1 protein-coding gene is annotated in these 936 nt (G+C 67.6%); it reads left to right on the top strand.

The genetic code is table 11. The annotated features are described in order from the left end of the window. Window positions 1-366: 366 nt before the first annotated feature. Window positions 367-936, top strand: a 570-nt coding sequence (locus tag JFB92_RS24070) for a hypothetical protein (protein ID WP_199044400.1), incomplete at its 3' end; no start/stop codon positions are given.

Here is a 936-nt window from a genome sequence, read left to right as displayed (position 1 = left end):
GGGACATCTGCTCACCAGCACAGGGGAAGGAGACGGTAAGGGCCCGTCTGCAATGACGGGTGGCAGCAACCCCGGCTTCGGGCGGGCGGCGACGGTGGGGTGGGTGGAGGGCTGGGGTCTGCGGCGTGCCTCGACCCGAGTGACCCGGGGCTGGCGTGAAGGAGGCTCGCGTCCTGGCGGGTGTGCACGGCTCCGGGCGTGGATCGCCTGGGACGCCATCGGGCCCGGGTGCAGAACGTGAAAGCTTTCCCACCCTGCGGGTGATGGCAAGGGCCGATTCGGCTGTCACCATTGATGTAGCACAACCGGACGGAAACAGATCAGAGGATCGAAGATTCGAAGGATCGGATCAGGGAGGTGTGGCACGTGGCGAGGAGTGTGAACCCGGCGGAGCGGACCGAGAAGGCCCGTGCCATCCACACCCAGTTCGATCAGGCGGCTGCGGCCATCAACGCCTTCCATGCCCAGGTGCTGTCCGGGGTGATCGAGGCGCAGGCGTGGAAGATCCACCGTGATGTGGACGGGTTCTCGGCCCTGCGGGACTGGCTGGTGTCGAAGTTCGACTTCCATCACCGGATAGCGGCTGATCTGGCCGCGATCGCCCGGCAATCCCGCAAGTTCGGTGTCCTGGCCGAGGCTGCTACTTCGGGGGCGGCGCGGATCGATCAGGTCGCGTTCGCGGTCCGCGCGCTGTCCCGCACCGCGGCGATGCGGCTGTACGCGACCACTCCCTACCGGAAACCGGTGGCCTCACCGTACGACCCTGAGGTGCAGTGCCCGACCCCCGAGCACCTGATCGCCCAGTACTCCATCCATGCCCCGCACACTGACCTGGCGCGGCTGCTCGGTGAGATCGAGGCGGCCCTGAAAGACCAGGAGGAGCTCCTGGAGGGCCTGTCCGAGCAGTCCCTGGCCCGCCTGGAGGTGTGGGAGACC

It is taken from the genome of Glycomyces salinus (genome assembly GCF_016428645.1).
Classification (GTDB): domain Bacteria; phylum Actinomycetota; class Actinomycetes; order Mycobacteriales; family Micromonosporaceae; genus Glycomyces; species Glycomyces salinus.
The sequence above is the reverse complement of the archived record's forward strand: the minus strand, read 5'-3'. Positions and strand labels throughout refer to the sequence as shown.